Source organism: Cytophaga sp. (assembly GCF_051961495.1).
In the GTDB taxonomy this organism is placed as follows: Bacteria; Bacteroidota; Bacteroidia; order Cytophagales; family Cytophagaceae; genus Cytophaga.
In genome coordinates this window covers 1-13145 of sequence record NZ_JBQCDF010000177.1, presented here as the reverse complement: position 1 = coordinate 13145, position 13145 = coordinate 1, and the positions used below count along the sequence as shown (strand labels likewise).

General features: G+C 40.2%; 18 protein-coding genes. 9 read left to right on the top strand and 9 right to left on the bottom strand.

Annotation, left to right across the window (positions count from 1 at the left end):
- Nucleotides 1-12 precede the first annotated feature (12 nt).
- From pstC to ACTHJT_RS09285, 7 genes are all read left to right on the top strand, one after another.
- Nucleotides 13-900: a phosphate ABC transporter permease subunit PstC gene (gene pstC / locus ACTHJT_RS09315; RefSeq protein WP_440237753.1), complete on the top strand. Its 888-nt coding sequence runs from the start codon at nucleotides 13-15 to the stop codon at nucleotides 898-900.
- A gap of 5 nt (nucleotides 901-905) precedes the next feature.
- The gene (gene pstA / locus ACTHJT_RS09310) at nucleotides 906-1802 is read left to right on the top strand and encodes a phosphate ABC transporter permease PstA (RefSeq protein ID WP_440237752.1); all 897 of its coding nucleotides are present in this window, start codon (nucleotides 906-908) and stop codon (nucleotides 1800-1802) included.
- Between the two features lie 99 nt (nucleotides 1803-1901).
- Nucleotides 1902-2651 carry a phosphate ABC transporter ATP-binding protein PstB gene (gene pstB, locus ACTHJT_RS09305; RefSeq protein ID WP_440237751.1) on the top strand — a complete coding sequence of 250 codons (750 nt, stop codon included), beginning with the start codon at nucleotides 1902-1904 and terminating at the stop codon, nucleotides 2649-2651.
- Between the two features lie 60 nt (nucleotides 2652-2711).
- Nucleotides 2712-3383, top strand: coding sequence for a phosphate signaling complex protein PhoU (phoU, locus tag ACTHJT_RS09300; RefSeq protein WP_440237750.1), 672 nt, complete (start codon nucleotides 2712-2714; stop codon nucleotides 3381-3383).
- An 80-nt stretch (nucleotides 3384-3463) separates the two neighbouring features.
- Nucleotides 3464-4291, top strand: coding sequence for a hypothetical protein (locus ACTHJT_RS09295; RefSeq protein ID WP_440237749.1), 828 nt, complete (start codon nucleotides 3464-3466; stop codon nucleotides 4289-4291).
- 69 nt (nucleotides 4292-4360) lie between these two features.
- Nucleotides 4361-4747 (top strand): phage holin family protein, encoded by a 387-nt coding sequence (locus ACTHJT_RS09290; protein ID WP_440237748.1) that lies wholly within the window; start codon nucleotides 4361-4363, stop codon nucleotides 4745-4747.
- A complete protein-coding gene (locus ACTHJT_RS09285; RefSeq protein ID WP_440237747.1) occupies nucleotides 4744-5508 on the top strand; it encodes a geranylgeranylglyceryl/heptaprenylglyceryl phosphate synthase in 765 nt (254 codons plus the stop codon). The genes ACTHJT_RS09290 and ACTHJT_RS09285 overlap by 4 nt, the downstream gene beginning before the upstream one ends.
- A 67-nt stretch (nucleotides 5509-5575) precedes the next feature.
- On the opposite strand, the gene ACTHJT_RS09280 is transcribed toward ACTHJT_RS09285, so the two are convergent.
- Together ACTHJT_RS09280 and ACTHJT_RS09275 are read right to left on the bottom strand one after the other, a co-directional pair.
- A complete protein-coding gene (locus tag ACTHJT_RS09280) occupies nucleotides 5576-6499 on the bottom strand; it encodes a helix-turn-helix domain-containing protein (RefSeq protein ID WP_440237746.1) in 924 nt (307 codons plus the stop codon).
- Nucleotides 6500-6671: 172 nt separating this feature from the next.
- A complete protein-coding gene (locus ACTHJT_RS09275) occupies nucleotides 6672-7811 on the bottom strand; it encodes an acyl-CoA dehydrogenase (RefSeq protein WP_440237745.1) in 1140 nt (379 codons plus the stop codon).
- A 222-nt stretch (nucleotides 7812-8033) separates the two neighbouring features.
- Between ACTHJT_RS09275 and ACTHJT_RS09270 the strand changes: the two genes are divergently transcribed.
- On the top strand, nucleotides 8034-8462 hold the full coding sequence (locus ACTHJT_RS09270; protein ID WP_440237744.1) for a PRC-barrel domain-containing protein: 429 nt from the start codon (nucleotides 8034-8036) through the stop codon (nucleotides 8460-8462).
- A 70-nt stretch (nucleotides 8463-8532) separates the two neighbouring features.
- Here ACTHJT_RS09270 and ACTHJT_RS09265 read toward each other — a convergent pair whose 3' ends face one another.
- From ACTHJT_RS09265 to panC, 7 genes are all read right to left on the bottom strand, one after another.
- Nucleotides 8533-8727 carry a hypothetical protein gene (locus ACTHJT_RS09265; RefSeq protein ID WP_440237743.1) on the bottom strand — a complete coding sequence of 65 codons (195 nt, stop codon included), beginning with the start codon at nucleotides 8725-8727 and terminating at the stop codon, nucleotides 8533-8535.
- Nucleotides 8728-8851: 124 nt separating this feature from the next.
- Nucleotides 8852-9019 (bottom strand): hypothetical protein, encoded by a 168-nt coding sequence (locus ACTHJT_RS09260; RefSeq protein WP_440237742.1) that lies wholly within the window; start codon nucleotides 9017-9019, stop codon nucleotides 8852-8854.
- Nucleotides 9020-9127: 108 nt separating this feature from the next.
- Complete coding sequence (locus ACTHJT_RS09255; protein WP_440237741.1) at nucleotides 9128-9826, bottom strand: zinc metallopeptidase; 699 nt, start codon at nucleotides 9824-9826, stop codon at nucleotides 9128-9130.
- Between the two features lie 5 nt (nucleotides 9827-9831).
- Complete coding sequence (gene rfaE2 / locus ACTHJT_RS09250) at nucleotides 9832-10317, bottom strand: D-glycero-beta-D-manno-heptose 1-phosphate adenylyltransferase (protein WP_440237740.1); 486 nt, start codon at nucleotides 10315-10317, stop codon at nucleotides 9832-9834.
- 12 nt (nucleotides 10318-10329) lie between these two features.
- Nucleotides 10330-11352: a lysylphosphatidylglycerol synthase transmembrane domain-containing protein gene (locus ACTHJT_RS09245; protein WP_440237739.1), complete on the bottom strand. Its 1023-nt coding sequence runs from the start codon at nucleotides 11350-11352 to the stop codon at nucleotides 10330-10332.
- 11 nt (nucleotides 11353-11363) lie between these two features.
- A complete protein-coding gene (gene panD, locus ACTHJT_RS09240) occupies nucleotides 11364-11711 on the bottom strand; it encodes an aspartate 1-decarboxylase (RefSeq protein ID WP_440237738.1) in 348 nt (115 codons plus the stop codon).
- 23 nt (nucleotides 11712-11734) lie between these two features.
- Nucleotides 11735-12589: a pantoate--beta-alanine ligase gene (gene panC, locus ACTHJT_RS09235; RefSeq protein WP_440237737.1), complete on the bottom strand. Its 855-nt coding sequence runs from the start codon at nucleotides 12587-12589 to the stop codon at nucleotides 11735-11737.
- A gap of 135 nt (nucleotides 12590-12724) precedes the next feature.
- Here panC and ACTHJT_RS09230 point away from each other — a divergent pair.
- Nucleotides 12725-13145, top strand: a 421-nt coding sequence (locus ACTHJT_RS09230) for a glycogen/starch synthase (RefSeq protein WP_440237736.1), incomplete at its 3' end; no start/stop codon positions are given.

Sequence of the window (13145 nt, the reverse complement as noted above, 5' to 3'; positions counted from 1 at the left end):
GCTGATTCTTGAATGAAGCGTTCCGAAAAATTTATTGAAGCATTCCTATTTGCCTGCAGTTTGTTAACAATCTTAACAACTGTAGGCATTATATCGGTTCTGTTGTTTGAAACAGCCCGTTTTTTTCAGGTGGTTCCCGTATGGGACTTCTTAACAGATACAGAATGGTCTCCATCATTTGCTAAAGACCAGCAACACTTCGGGATTCTCCCACTATTGGCAGGCACATTTTTAACAACATTCATTGCCATGTGCGTGGCTGTGCCGCTGGGAATTACCATTGCCGTTTATTTGAGTGAATACGCAACATCCCGCGTGCGTAATATCGTAAAACCGGTTTTAGAAATACTGGCATCTATCCCGACAATCGTTTACGGATATTTTGCCCTGGCTTTTGTAACACCATTTATTCAAAGTCTTTTCCCGACCCTTGAACTGAGCAATTTCAACGCGCTTGCTCCGGGTATCATCATGGGGATCATGATCCTGCCATTGGTATCTTCCTTAAGTGAAGATGCGTTGTATGCCGTACCAAGAGCATTAAGAGAAGGCTCTTATGCCATGGGTGCTACAAAATTTCAAACAGCTTTTAAAGTTATTATTCCTGCAGCTCTGTCAGGTATTGCGGTATCAATCATTCTGGCGCTTTCAAGAGCCGTTGGTGAAACAATGATCGTTGCTATTGCAGCAGGTAACAAACCAACACTTACGTTCAACCCATTGAATCAGGTGCAGACGGCAACTACCTACATCGTTCAGACAGTGAACGGAGACGTTGCCAATGACTCCATTGAATACAAAACCATTTATGCAGTTGGCATGAGTTTATTCGTAATTACATTGTTGCTCAACAATATTAGTTTTTGGCTGAAAAAACGTTACCAACAAGTTTATAAATAAGTTTTATGGCGAAGAAACTAGGCAAAAGAATGCGCCAGAAACATGTGCGCAAAAACAAGTGGTACGAATTTCAGGACAAATCATATAAGTTTATCGCGTTGTTTGCAACAGGCATTGGCATACTGGTGCTGTGTGTATTACTGTACGACGTATTTTCAGACGGCTTCGGACGAATCAATATGGAATTCTTCCAGGATTCATCTTCCAGAAGAGCCAGCAAAGCCGGTATTTATGCGGCTTTGGGCGGTACACTCTGGATCATGGGTTTAACCACCCTGATCGCTTTCCCGATCGGGATCGGAGCTGGTATTTATCTGGAAGAATACAATACCAAAAGCCGAATGTCAAACATACTAGAGATTAATATTTCAAACCTTGCCGGTATTCCTTCTATCATTTATGGTTTATTAGGCCTGGAAATCTTTTCAAGAACGTTGATGTTGGGCGATACAGCAATTACAGGCGCGCTTACGCTTTCTTTATTGATCCTGCCGATCATCATCGTTGCAACGAGAGAATCATTAAAAACAGTTCCTTATAATCTTCGTGAAGCATCGCTCGCGTTAGGTGCCACGAAGTGGCAAACGATCTGGTATCAGATCCTGCCGGCATCCATTCCGGGTATTGTAACGGGTGCCATACTTGCAATCTCCAGGGCAATCGGTGAAACAGCTCCCTTGATCGTGATCGGTGCGGCAACATATATTACATCTGTACCAACCTGGCCAACAGAATCATTTACGGTGTTGCCTATACAGATCTTCTATTGGATCGGTAAGCCCCAGCATGATTTTCAGATGAACGCAGCTGCTGCGATTATTATCCTGTTGGCAATAACCTTTGTTATGAACGGAGCCGCTGTATATTTACGTTACCGCTGGCAGAAAAAAATCAAATGGTAATACCATTTTGAATAATCAGGAAGAAAGAATTTAGCATACATATGTCTGGAATCAGAGTGTTGCCTGCAGCAACCGACGTTCAGACTAAATCTTAAAAAGATGAAAATTGAAGCTCAAGACGTACACGTTTATTATGGCTTAGACCATACCCTGAAGGGCGTGTCGCTAAGTGTTAAGAAGAATACGGTTACGGCACTGATCGGCCCGTCCGGCTGTGGTAAGTCTACGTTTTTACGTTGTATGAATCGTATGAATGACCTGATCGACAATTGCCAGGTGAAAGGAAATATTCTGATTGACGGTGTTGATATCAATTCTCCATCAGTGAATACAAATGAATTGCGTAAGGCTGTTGGCATGGTATTCCAGAAACCAAACCCGTTTCCAAAATCAATCTTTGAAAACGTTGCATATGGTTTGCGGGTAAACGGAATTTCAAACAAAGAATACATCAACGATAAAGTTGAATGGTCCCTGAAACAGGCAGCACTTTGGGAGGAAGTAAAAGATAAATTGAAAAAGTCTGCATTGGCTTTATCAGGCGGTCAGCAGCAGCGTTTGTGTATTGCACGTGCGCTGGCAGTTGAGCCATCAATCCTGTTAATGGATGAGCCTGCTTCAGCGCTGGATCCGATTTCAACATCAAAAATAGAAGAGCTTATTTATAACCTGAAAGCTTCCTATACCATCATGATTGTTACGCACAACATGCAGCAGGCTTCCAGAACAAGTGATAAAACAGCGTTCTTCTATATGGGAGAACTGGTGGAGTATGATGATACAAGAACCTTGTTCACGAACCCGAAAAAAGAACGCACACAGAATTATATTACAGGAAGGTTCGGTTGATACTTATCTTTCTCCTGTGATATACGTAAAATATTTTTATAACATTGATTCAATACACATATGAATCTATTAGAAACAGAATTAGGTGAATTAAAAAGTGAACTGATTGATATGACACTCCTTGTGAAAGAGCAAATGGAGAAGAGTATCACAGCTTTTTATACCTTTGATCAGGACCTGGCTAAAGAGGTTTTGAAAAATGAAAAAAGAGTGAATGGCAGCGAATTAAAAATCGATAGCCGTTGTGAACATATTTTAGCCTTGTTCAATCCGGTTGCGATTGACCTGCGCTTTGTGGTTGCCTCATTGAAAATGGTTTCGGACCTGGAGCGTATCGGTGATAACGCCGAAGGTTTGTGTAAATTTTTGTTGATGTCTGAGAAGCCATTTGATCCGGTATTGATCGAAAAAATGCGTTTCAAGGAAATGACTGCTATCGTACTGGAAATGCTGAATGTATTATGCGAATCATTCGAAACAGATAATACGAAACTGGCTCGTACGGTTTTCTCTAAGGATGAAATTCTGGATGAGATCAATAAAAATGCAAACAACATGCTTGCAGAATACATCCGCGGCAACCAGGATCACGAAAAAGTGATGCAGGGAATTTACCTGCTCTCCATGATCCGTAAAACAGAACGTGTAGGCGATTACATCACAAACATTTCAGAAGAGATTATATTTTATGTGAAAGCAAAAGTGCTGAAGCATAAAAAGAATAAAGAATAGCTTCGAAAGATTTATTCTAATAAGAAAAGACCCGTTATGCGGGTCTTTTCTTATTTAAACACATTTAGTAAATTGAATAGATGCAGCGGTTATTTTGTATATACATCATCCTGTTTTTTTCTGTCAGCGTAACTGCGCAAAGCGGTAGCGTTCCTGTGTATAAAGAATATCAGCAAACATTATTTCAATTAACGCCACGATTGGACATTGTGCTTAAGGAATCCAAAGTGAATGTGTACCTGGAAGGTGTGTACAACACCAATGCTTTGTATGCTTCTATCACCGAGCAGACCCGCTGGAACATCAAACCCGGCATTGATGTTGGACTTACGGATAAGTGGTTTGCCGGCGCTTCTGAAAGAATTAACGTGAATGGTGCAGGCATATATAATTATACAACGCGTTTATATGTACAGCATCGGGGCGAACTGTTTAGATTATTATTTTCAAAGGAGTTTCTCTATGAACAATTTAATTACACCGACCGAACATTGAACACAACAACCAGTAGCGGTACTACGGCCACAAGAAGACCCATGATTGGGAGGGTAGGAATAGGTCTTGGGCTGGGGAAATACATGCCGCTGCAGAATAATCATCTCGCAGTTTTTTTATCGTACAAACCCTTTGTGCAGTTTGATTTTGTAAAAGACAATGTTTCCTTTTTTAAAGAACGGTTTATTGATTATACAAACCTTAGAATGGATGCCGGATACCTTATTGATAAAGCCTATTATATTGGCGTGTATGCATCAAGAGAAACAAATTACCTGTATGTACCGGCTGCAGAACCGTACAACAGCAACGGCATAACACCGGTGTTTGGGATTGCCTGCAATTTTTTATTGTTTGTTGATCCTGCACAGGGGAAAGAATTAAGCAGTTTCAGATACTTTTATACAAAATAAAAAACGGCAAAGTAGCACTTACCAATTGCCTAAATTGTTAACTTTAAGATAATCTAAAAACAAAAAGCTATGCTTAAGCTCTTATTCGACCTTTTTAAATCGCAGGCAGTTGTAGATGTTGTACAGCAGCTGTTCCAATCAAAAGTTGATAGCTGGAGAATGGAGATCTATAAAAAGCTTTCCGATGTTTTAGCAAGTATTATCCTGATCATTATTATTTCATTTATTTTTTTAATGATGTTACTGTTCTTAGGCTTTGGTTTGAGTTTCTATTTAAACATCGTATTAGAGAGTTCGTACCTGGGCTTTGTAATTGTCGGATGCATATTTATGATTGCCGCATGGCTGATGTCTCTATCAATACGCAGGGGCTACTTTCAGCATAAGTTATATATGTTGGTACTGGGTATTCTGGAGAAAAGGGCCCACCATGGCAATGAAGATTCACATAGATGAATATTTACGAAGAACTAAATCAAAAAAAACGCAACGGAATAAAATCCTTTGCGGTGCTTCTGGATCCGGATAAACTGGATGATGTTTTATTTGACAGCATATTGAAGCTGTGCAAAGAAAGTCATGTAGATTATTTTTTCCTGGGAGGAAGTTTATTGTCAAAATACAACCTGCCGGAAATTGTCGCGCACATTAAACAGAAAGCATCCATACCGGTTGTTTTATTTCCGGGTGGTTATCTGCAGGTCGAACCCACAGCAGACGCGATTTTATTATTGTCATTAATCTCAGGCCGTAATGCAGACTTTCTGATCGGCCAGCATGTTGTTGCTGCCCCGATTATTAAACAAAGTAAACTGGAAATTCTCCCTACAGGCTATATGCTGGTTGATTGCGGAAAACAAACGACTGCTTCGTATATCAGCAATACGACTCCCTTGCCGTATGATAAGCCTTCTATAGCTGCATCTACAGCGCTGGCAGGTGAAATGCTCGGTCTGAAACTGATGTATCTGGATGGAGGCAGTGGGGCATACCAGCCGGTGCACCCCGAAATGATTGCAGCTGTATGCAGGGCTGTTGCATGCCCTGTGATTGTTGGTGGCGGATTGAATACAGCTGAAAAAGCATTGGCCGCGTTAGAGGCCGGAGCTGATTTGATTGTTGTTGGTACAGGCATCGAAAAAAATGCTTCTTTTCTTACAGAAGTAGGACGGCAGGTGAGCGAGTTAAACCTGAAAAAGGATAGCTATAAGTTATAAAAAACAAGAGGCCACCTTCTACATAGGTGACCTCCAAAACTGAACGGTATTCTATTAAACTAAACTTTTAAATATTCATCAAGGATTCTCTGCGTCTCATTTTTCCCGCAGGAATTCCAAACATCATCTTAAATCTGCGGCAGAAATAAGCCGTGTCTTTGTAGCCTACTTCACCGCCAATTTCACGGATACTCTTCTTGGATGTCCGCAAAAGATCTACCGCTTTTTCCATACGCTGGTATTCGATATAATCCTGAGGATTGATACCTGTAAGCATTTTGAAATACTGTCCTACGTAATCTTCAGATACGTTTGCAACGCCGGCCAAAACTTTGTTAGATAAATCTCCGCCAAGATATTTTTTAATGTAAGCGAAGATATCCAGTAAGCGCGGATCCTTGAAATAGGTACTGTTGGTTGCCAGACGTTCAACAAACAGATTTTTACGCAGAATAAAACGAATGATCTCAACAACAATACGATCAGTATTAATGTTGATTACTCTGTCTTTGCCAGCCTCGTCGGCTAAGTCTTCCTGGACAGTATCAAGAATGTACTGACTCAATTTGGGTGTGTCAGTAATAATGAAGGGAGGAATATCTAACGAAGTAAAGAAATTTACGGAATCAAATACCTTCGCTTCGAAAGAAACATAACTGAAAGAGTTTGGGTCTGTGCCAATTAATGCAGGATCAACAACCGAGTTAAGAAACTTCTCGCGATTGGTTAGCAGCTCTTCGTTTGACAATTTGATTGTATTGCCTGAACCATAAGAAATAGAAACAGAACGACCACCGGGTATAAACAGTAGTTCGCCTTCCTTTACTTTCGTTCTTTCTTCACCAAATGAAATTTCACCTTTGTGCAGCAACACGATCATATTGCTGACATCGTAATAATTATCTACTGTAAGCGATTGAACAATACGAATGGATTTAGACTTGATGTATCGCACACCAAGGGATTCAATGATTTTATTATAATCTTCCATGACACTCCATTATTTTGGATAATTACAAGAAAAAAGATCAGACAAAATATTTTTTGTATTTGTACGAAACTAATACAAAAAACATGCAAACACAATAAAAAATGAAAAAAATATACCTATTAATTAAACTTTTATAAGTTTTGATACTTTTTTAAATAATAGGCTAATGTTATTATTTGAATAATTCGCGGCCAATCACCAATTTTTGTATTTCCGAGGTACCTTCGTAAATCTGGGTAATTTTTGCATCACGCATCATTCTTTCCACATGAAATTCCTTTACAAAGCCATAACCACCGTGAATTTGTACCGCTTCAATCGTAGTATCCATAGCCACCTGAGAAGCAAACAGTTTGGCCATGGCCGCAGCTTCTGTATAATCTTTATGCTGGTCCTTCAGGTAGGCTGCCTTTAAAACAAGTAATCGTGCCGCATCAATTTTAGTAGCCATATCGGCTAATTTAAACTGTATGGCCTGATGGTTAAAAATTTCTGTACCAAAAGATTTTCTTTCCATGGAATACTTTAAGGAAAGCTCCAGTGCACCTGCAGCGATACCGAGAGCTTGTGCCGCAATACCGATCCGGCCGCCATTGAGGGTTTGCATGGCAAATTTAAAGCCGAAGCCATCGTCGCCAATACGATTCTCTTTTGGAACCTTTACATCTGTAAACATTAATGAATGTGTGTCGGAGGCGCGGATTCCCATTTTATTCTCTTTTTTACCAACAACAAAGCCCGGCATTCCTTTTTCAACAATAAACACATTGATCCCTTTATGTTTTAATTCCGGATGGGTCTGAGCGATTACCAGATAAATAGATGCAGAATTTCCATTGGTGATCCAGTTTTTTGTGCCGTTGATCAGATAATGATCGCCGCAGTCTACAGCAGTGGTTCGCTGTGAGGTAGCATCTGAACCCGCCTCCGGTTCTGAAAGGCAAAATGCTCCGATCAATTCTCCGGAAGCAAGAGGTTTTAAATATTTTTGTTTCTGAGCTTCTGTACCGAAATGTTCAAGTCCCCAGCATACCAGGGAATTGTTTACTGACATACATACTCCAATCGAAGCATCAATCTTGCAGATTTCTTCCATGGCCAGCACATAGGATACAGTGTCCATGCCGGCACCACCATATGTTTCTGAAGTCATAATACCCATTAAGCCTAAACCGCCCAGTTTTTTTACCTGTTCTGCAGGAAATTTCTGAAGTTCATCACGTTCAATTACACCTGGTAAAAGTTCTGTTTGTGCAAAATCTCTGGCTGCCGCCTGCACAGCTTTTTGTTCTTCGGTTAAATCAAAATTCATAGTAGCTACAGAATTAATGGATATATTAGATATAACGGGTGAAGTAAATCAATAGTTTGAATAAATCGATAATTTATATTAATTTATTTACTAACTTAAATCATATATAACCATAGGTATAAGTTATACTTTTACAAAAGAGATTACGTATATAGTACATATATACTTTTATCATACACTTAAATAAATTAAACTAGTTTAAACTTTTAACCAATACTTTTTATGAGCACAAATTTTGAAAAAGACAACAAGACAGGCAAAAATCATACTGGTGTTAACGCCAACTGGCCTGTTCGGGTATTGACGGCATCTTCCATTATTGGTGATGATGTTTTAAACGAAAAGGATGAGAAAATCGGTGTAATTAAAGATATTATGCTGGATATCCGCAGAGGAGTAATTGACTATGTTGTGGTGGAATGCAGTGGTTTCCTGGGTTTCAATGACAAGTTATTTGCTATACCGTTTTCTTCCCTGCACATCAGACAAAGCAGACAGGCGTTTGTATTGCATAACGGTTCTGAGTTACTTAAAAAAGCTCCGGGCTTTGATAAAAATCACTGGCCGGACACAAACAGCCACAATTATGCGCAGGCAAAAGGCTTCTGGGACGAAAGCTTCATGGGACCAAGCGCTGGATTCTCATTCTAATGGTAATAGATTTAAAAGTAAAAGGTCACGACTGAAGCGTGACCTTTTACTTTTATAAATCTCCAGCAGATTATTTGTTAAGCTTATCTTCTGCTTTATCACCCAGGTCTTCTGCTTTGTCACCTACATCTTCTGCTTTATCTTTAATTTCATCACCGGCTTTTTCCATTTTATCATTCAGTTTTTCTGAAGCAGATTTTTCTTTACATGAGAAAACAGATGCGCCTAACAAGGCAGCGAATACAATTACATAGATACGTTTCATGGTATAGTTGTTTTTAGTTAGTATAATAAGTTACGAATTAGCTATAAATAAAAAAACATATGCCCGTATTCCAGGCATATGTTCAGAATTTTTTTAAAATCATTCAGACTAAACCCACAGAATCTTAGTGAGCATCGCTGCCGTTTTTTGTTGTTTTTTCTGACTCGTTCTCAATCGTTTTTTTAATGCTGTCTCCGGTTTCATTTAACTTGTCAGCAGAAGGTTTTTGCTCGCATGAGAAAATGGATGCGCTGAATGCAGCAGCAAGTACGATTACATAAATACGTTTCATAGCTTAGTTGTTTAGTTAGTATAATAAGTTACGAATTAGCTATAAATAAAAAAACACATGCCCGGTTTTTCAGGCATGTGTTTTTTATTTATAGCTATATGATAATGCTTAGTCGTCGCGGCTCATGCCAAGATACATCATGACATAGTATACCAATTGCGCAAAAGCACCGATTGCAACGACAATATATGTTCTTGCAGCCCATTTCAACGCGTCTGATGCCATTTCATGTTCCTGTGTATTGGTTATGCCTCTGCTTTCCATCCAGGCCAGCGCACGATTACTTGCGTCAAACTCTACCGGTAAAGTGATCAGGGCAAACACCGTCAATACCAGGTTGCAGGCAATAATAATCAATAAAACGATCGGGAGTGCGCCAGGACCACCAAACATCAAACCGCCAAAGATCATCACCATCATCAGAATATTCAGGATAGTGGCGCTCACATTTTGTACCGGTACCAATGCTGAACGTAAGTTCAGCATGCTGTAATTCTGTGCATGCTGTAAGGCGTGGCCACACTCGTGTGCAGCAACGGCAGCAGCAGCAGCATTTCTTCCGTGATATACATCTGTACTTAAATTCACGGTTTTATCTGCTGGATTATAGTGGTCTGTCAAACGGCCTTCTACAGATATAACCTTTACATCGTAAATGTGGTTGTCGCGCAGCATCTGTTCTGCAACTTCTTTTCCGGAAAGTCCTGAAAGCAGTTCAAATCTTGAATACTCTTCAAATTTGCGCTTTAATTTATTGCTTACATACCAGCTCGCAAGCATGGTTATAATACCAATAAGGAGAATCATACTTCTTACTTGTTTAAATTGTTTTTGATTTTGTCGATGATTCCGGTAGTTGAGTAGCCTTCAACGAAGTCTAATGTTTTTACGGAACCTCCATGTTCAATTACAAAATCTGCACCAACAATTTTATCAACGGTATAATCGCTGCCTTTAACCAGTACATCTGGCTTTATGGCAGTAATAAGTTCTAAAGGAGTGGGTTCATCGAACAAAATGACAGCATCGGTAGAGCCAAGTGCTGCCAGCATGCGTGCACGCGCATATTCATTATTCAGCGGGCGTTCGGGCCCTTTTAAGCGCTTTACAGATGCATCTGTATTTAAACCTACCACAAGGCGCGTGCCTAATTGTCTGGCTTTTTCCAGGTAGTCAATATGCCCCAGGTGCAGAATATCAAAACACCCGTTGGTAAAAACAACTTCCCCTTCCTGCTTCCATTTTTCTATCAGTTTAGCTCCTTCAGCAACAGAAACGATTTTATCCGCGTTGGCCATGTGTCAGCAAATTTAAGATTGAGATACTTCTTCTGCAGGTTGGGATTTACCTATCAACAGAGAAATGATAAAACTAATTCCGCCCAGCACTATAACCGTTAATGTTTGGGACGTGTGCACCAGGATCGCATAGGATTTTCCGATGTCAATATTGATTCCGTAGATCAGTAATGCTGAATAAACGAAAATATGAAACACGCCAATACCGCCCTGAACCGGAGCAGACATGCCCAGGCCGCCGACTACCAGTATAACAAGGCCAACGCCAAAACCCAGGTGACTTGTTTCAGGCAATGCAAAGAATACGGTATAGGTCATAAAATAATAACTGGTCCAGATCAATAATGTATAAAGCAGGAACAACCATTTTTTTTGCAGTTTGCGGATACCGGTAATTCCTTCCCACACACCAGTGAAAAAAACAGATGTTTTCTGGTAGGTTGCATTTTTGCGGATCTCATGGCGCAGATACCATAACATACCAAACATAGCAACCAGCACAACAGCGCCGATACAAACAAATAGATACATCGACTGCAGGCTATTGAACAGGCCAACGAATTTATCGATCAGAATACCGGAAAGGAAATCACTGATTGAGTCGAATTGCACAATAAACGTTAAACCGATTAAGAACAGCAGGCCCAGCAGGTCAAATACACGCTCAGTTACCACACTGCCGAAAGATGAATTGAACGGTGCTTTGTGCATCTTGTTCAATACGACACAACGCGCTACTTCACCGCCACGGGGAAGCAGTATATTGACAAAGTAACCGGACATTAACGCGATGGCTGTTTTATATGCCGGGGGTGTTATACCCAGCGGCTCCAGCAGCAAATTCCAGCGTAGGGCACGTACCCAGTAGGCAACCAGAGAAATTAACACGGATGCTGCGATCCAGAAATAATCAGCCCTGCGGAAGTCGGCCTCAACCTTCCCCGGATCCATATCTTTCAGCACGTACCAAAATAAGAAACCACCAAGCGCGAGCATAAGCAGGTACTTGATGGCATTTTTTAAGATTGAGTTCATAGTAGTAGGTACTAGGAAAGTCTGTTGTTTTCGTCAGGGAATATTAAAGTTGGTTTCCAGACTTTTGCTTCTTCAAAATCCATGGTTGCGTAAGCAATAACAATTACGATATCACCAACCGCTACTTTGCGCGCGGCTGGTCCGTTTAAGCAAATGACGCCGCTATTCTTTTCGCCTTTGATCACATAGGTTTCAAAGCGCTCACCGTTATTAATATTTACAATCTGAACTTTTTCGTTTTCGATAATATTTGAAGCCTCCATCAAAGTTTCGTCAATGGTAATGCTGCCAACATAATGCAGTTCTGCCTGAGTAACTTTAACACGATGGATTTTAGATTTTAATACTTGAATTTGCATGAGTATGATTTAATAGCGCAAAATTATAAAATAATAACTAGATTATCGATAAGTCTTACTTCTTCGACATAAGCAGCAACACAAACAGCCACGTTTGATCCCGGTTTCAGATCGGTGATTGTTTCCAGTGTATCTGCCTGAACGATCTCCAGATACTCAACCCGGATTCCTTCAAATTGGTTTAAAAAATCCAGCCCCATTTTTTTTATCGGTTGAACGGGTGTACCGATTCCATTTTTTAAAGCCTTTTCAAGAAATTCCAGACATAAAAATAAATTTGCGGCAACGGCTTTGCCCGCAGCACTTAAACGCATATTCCGGGAAGACATAGCCAGTCCGCTCTCTTCACGCACAATCGGACAGGTAATAATTTCAATGGAAAAGTTCAATTCATTGACCAGTTGGTTGATAACGGCAACCTGCTGCAGATCTTTTTGTCCGAAGTATGCTCTATCGGGCATTACTACATGGAACAGTTTAGATACAACGATTGCAACTCCGCTAAAATGACCCGGACGATGAGTTCCTTCCAGGATCCGGTCCAATGGGCCAATGTCAATGGATAATTTGGGTTTGGAGGGGTAGAATTCGGAAACGGGCGGCAGGAACAGGTAATCGCATCCCGCCTGTTCTAATAATTGTATATCTTTTTCATTCTGAATCGGATATTTGTTAAAATCTTCGACATTATTGAATTGAAGCGGGTTTACAAATATGCTGGCGATGCAGATGTGATTGTGCTTTTTGGCTTCTTTAATGAGCGAAATATGTCCTTTGTGCAATGCCCCCATCGTTGGAACAAAGCCTATAGAACGGGAATTAAGCCTTTCCTTTGCAATCTGGCGGCGTAAATCCTGGATGGATGTGATGGAAATCATGGGGTGTAAAGCTGCGCATTTTCAACCAAAAAACAAGGGGTGGAATTGGAATACACTTGAAAAAGCCATATATTTTTTGTAATTTTGACCTGCCGTAATATGTCCGGTTTTATTTTCCATTCTAAAAAAGGGTATATGTCTAAATTGAGAATCCTTTACGTCGCCAGTGAAATCAACCCTTTTTTGCAGTATTCTGAAGTAGGTAAAATGTTGCGCAAACTCCCTCAAGCTATGCAGGAGCGCGGGTTAGAAGTACGCATATTGATACCTCGTTTCGGTTTGATTAATGAACGTAAAAACCGCTTGCACGAAGTGGTAAGACTTTCAGGAATTAATATTTCTGTTGGTGAAGAAGAAAAACCTCTTATTATTAAAGTTGCCTCAATCCCGAATGCGAAATTGCAGGTATACTTTATCGACAACGAAGACTATTTTCAAAGAAAATACGTTTTCCATGACAAATCAAATAAATTTTACGATGATAATGATGAAAGAGTCATATTCTTCTGTAAAGGTGTAATGGAAACCGTTAAAAAATTGGGCTGGGCTCCGGATA

Excerpts from the sequence above, each read along its gene's own strand:
- ACTHJT_RS09265 (WP_440237743.1), bottom strand. The coding sequence starts at position 8,727 with ATGAAACGTATCTATGTAATTGTATTCGCTGCCTTGTTAGGCGCATCT.
- ACTHJT_RS09245 (WP_440237739.1), bottom strand. The coding sequence starts at position 11,352 with ATGAACTCAATCTTAAAAAATGCCATCAAGTACCTGCTTATGCTCGCG.
- ACTHJT_RS09290 (WP_440237748.1), top strand. The coding sequence starts at position 4,361 with ATGCTTAAGCTCTTATTCGACCTTTTTAAATCGCAGGCAGTTGTAGAT.
- ACTHJT_RS09255 (WP_440237741.1), bottom strand. The coding sequence starts at position 9,826 with ATGATTCTCCTTATTGGTATTATAACCATGCTTGCGAGCTGGTATGTA.
- pstC (WP_440237753.1), top strand. The coding sequence starts at position 13 with ATGAAGCGTTCCGAAAAATTTATTGAAGCATTCCTATTTGCCTGCAGT.
- ACTHJT_RS09275 (WP_440237745.1), bottom strand. The coding sequence starts at position 7,811 with ATGAATTTTGATTTAACCGAAGAACAAAAAGCTGTGCAGGCGGCAGCC.
- ACTHJT_RS09270 (WP_440237744.1), top strand. The coding sequence starts at position 8,034 with ATGAGCACAAATTTTGAAAAAGACAACAAGACAGGCAAAAATCATACT.
- rfaE2 (WP_440237740.1), bottom strand. The coding sequence starts at position 10,317 with ATGGCCAACGCGGATAAAATCGTTTCTGTTGCTGAAGGAGCTAAACTG.
- ACTHJT_RS09285 (WP_440237747.1), top strand. The coding sequence starts at position 4,744 with ATGAATATTTACGAAGAACTAAATCAAAAAAAACGCAACGGAATAAAA.
- pstB (WP_440237751.1), top strand. The coding sequence starts at position 1,902 with ATGAAAATTGAAGCTCAAGACGTACACGTTTATTATGGCTTAGACCAT.
- panC (WP_440237737.1), bottom strand. The coding sequence starts at position 12,589 with ATGATTTCCATCACATCCATCCAGGATTTACGCCGCCAGATTGCAAAG.
- panD (WP_440237738.1), bottom strand. The coding sequence starts at position 11,711 with ATGCAAATTCAAGTATTAAAATCTAAAATCCATCGTGTTAAAGTTACT.
- ACTHJT_RS09280 (WP_440237746.1), bottom strand. The coding sequence starts at position 6,499 with ATGGAAGATTATAATAAAATCATTGAATCCCTTGGTGTGCGATACATC.
- ACTHJT_RS09260 (WP_440237742.1), bottom strand. The coding sequence starts at position 9,019 with ATGAAACGTATTTATGTAATCGTACTTGCTGCTGCATTCAGCGCATCC.
- pstA (WP_440237752.1), top strand. The coding sequence starts at position 906 with ATGGCGAAGAAACTAGGCAAAAGAATGCGCCAGAAACATGTGCGCAAA.
- phoU (WP_440237750.1), top strand. The coding sequence starts at position 2,712 with ATGAATCTATTAGAAACAGAATTAGGTGAATTAAAAAGTGAACTGATT.
- ACTHJT_RS09295 (WP_440237749.1), top strand. The coding sequence starts at position 3,464 with ATGCAGCGGTTATTTTGTATATACATCATCCTGTTTTTTTCTGTCAGC.